Source organism: Leisingera sp. F5, assembly GCF_001593695.1.
Map to the genome: position 1 here is coordinate 1 of NZ_LUKH01000607.1, position 2019 is coordinate 2019.

2 protein-coding genes and 1 pseudogene are annotated in these 2019 nt (G+C 62.5%); all 3 read left to right on the forward strand.

What is annotated here, in order from left to right; translation table 11 throughout:
* Nucleotides 1–203: pseudogene (locus A2I95_RS33830) on the forward strand (ABC transporter ATP-binding protein); the annotation flags it as partial.
* Nucleotides 204–1184: 981 nt separating this feature from the next.
* Nucleotides 1185–1433 carry a hypothetical protein gene (locus tag A2I95_RS33835; protein ID WP_291736853.1) on the forward strand — a complete coding sequence of 83 codons (249 nt, stop codon included), beginning with the start codon at nucleotides 1185–1187 and terminating at the stop codon, nucleotides 1431–1433.
* Complete coding sequence (locus A2I95_RS33840) at nucleotides 1430–1855, forward strand: hypothetical protein (protein ID WP_291736855.1); 426 nt, start codon at nucleotides 1430–1432, stop codon at nucleotides 1853–1855. Before A2I95_RS33835 ends, A2I95_RS33840 begins: the two co-directional genes overlap by 4 nt.
* Nucleotides 1856–2019 lie beyond the last annotated feature (164 nt).

Sequence of the window (2019 nt, forward strand, 5' to 3'; positions counted from 1 at the left end):
CCGCCACGGTACTGCCGCAGGGCGAGGGTATCGAGGCCAGCTTGCGCGAAGACGGCGCCGTGGTGCTGCGCTACCGCAGCCGCCTGATCAGCGCCGAGGACGTGCTGGCCGCGGTCCATTCCGCAGGCATCAGCATCCGCGATGTGAAGACCGAAGAGGCCGATCTGGAGGATGTCTTCCTGTCGCTGACGAAGGCGGGATAAGGGGGCTGCTCTCAACCCTTGGACGAGCCCGTACTCGCGGTATTGGCGCTTGCGGCGGGTGTTGCGCGCTGATGTGAGCGGCGTGAATTTTGCGAACTGACAAACCTGTCTAACGATTGGGGCCTTCTCAATCTGTTGACAGGAGGTTTCGATGTCAGATCAACATGTTCCGGCGCTACGCCGGCGATTTCTCGAAGATATGCGGATCAAGAGGCTGCAAAGCCGCAGACGGTGTATCTGCGGGCGCTGCGCGAGGTCACGCATCTGAAGGCGGGTGATACCGGCAGCGGCCGCATGCTGATCCGGGCTGACCGGGGCAAGGGCCGACAGGATCGCCACTTGATGCTGCCGCCGAGCTTGCTGGATCTGCTGCGCGGCTATTGCCGCGAAGCGCGCCCGGCCGGATGGTCGTTTCCGGGGCGCAGCCGGTCCGATCCCGGCACGGCAATTCAACCAGTCGTTCGGAGCGGCCTGCGGCTTTGCCCGGATCAAGAAGAAGGTCCTGCCCCGCACTCTGCGGCACAGCTTTGCCATCCCTCTTCTGGAAGGCGGGAGCGGCATCAGGATGATTTATTACCCGGCAGCCGATACGCTGTATCGATGAGAGGGCAGGTGCTGCCCGGTCACGCCAAGCTAGGGCCGCGGCGGTTTGCACGAAGGTGGCGGCCAAGACGGGCCGGGATGTGACGCGCCCGCTCGGTCTGCTGGTAAGCCGGGAGGGTTTTGATGATGGGTTGGGTAAATTCGTCCGGGAAAAGGGGGAGTTCGACCCTCAACCGATTTGTGCAGCAAGGCCCTTGCACGTGCATCCTGTGGCGCTGATCCGGCATCTATTGACACCGCAAAACCCGGACGGCGGTGCAGAGGACCAGTCAGGGAATTGAGTATTTGGGCAAAGATGAAGGGGCGGGGAACTTAAGGGGTAAATCCAGGTATCTTGCTACCAATGCCCTCTATATCACCTCCCGAAAGGAGAGCGTGATGAAAACAGCAACACGGGTGCAAACCGGGCTGCGTTTGGAGACGCGGCTATTGAACACTATGAAGGCGCTGGCGGAGATATCTGGATATTTCGGTGGACGAACCGGTCGAAGGCATGGCGTTGCACGCTTTGAGGGCAAGGCGCCGTTCTCGGATGAAAGCCTTGGCAAAATCGAAACGCTGCGCGCGGTTTACGGGCTGGACCTGACCGCCGCCGACAACTACCGCCTGATGGAGGACCCGCAATGAGCGTAGGCACCGATTATGCCGTGATGGCAGCGGAACTGGCCGCGGGCACCCTGCAGCCGCAGGGCTTCAGCCACCGGGCCCATCTGGGAGTGGCCTATGAAATCCTCTCGCGCCATGAGGTGTTCGAGGGCATGGCCATCTACGCCCGCGGGTTGCGCCAGTTGACAGAGGCCGCCGGGGTGCCGGAGGAATTCAACGTCGCGGTGACGCTCGCGTTCCTGAACCTGACAGCGGAGCGGATGGCGGCGGGCGGCTATCAGGACACGGACGCCTTCCTGAATGGCAATGCCGATCTCCTGCAGCCGGGCGTGTTGGGCAGGTACTTCTCGGCGGGAATGCTGAACAGCGACCTGACGCGCCGGGTGCCTGTCCTGGTTCCGCAGAACGCTGGCAGCTGCACGGCGGCCCTGGCTGGGGAATGAGTATTTTGACAAAGAAGAAGCGGATTGGCAGGCAATGCACCGGACCCGCGCGCTGATAACGCCAACTGTGGAAGGAATGCCGGTTCACCCCGGCGCGGCAAGGCGTTAGAAGGCTTGCGAACATTGCCAACCTTGCCCAGCCCCGGAGCCGACTCATGACCGCA

What these genes read in the sequence shown, in the direction of transcription:
- A2I95_RS33840 (WP_291736855.1), top strand. Translation starts at nt 1,430, where the DNA reads ATGAGCGTAGGCACCGATTATGCCGTGATGGCAGCGGAACTGGCCGCG.
- A2I95_RS33835 (WP_291736853.1), top strand. Translation starts at nt 1,185, where the DNA reads ATGAAAACAGCAACACGGGTGCAAACCGGGCTGCGTTTGGAGACGCGG.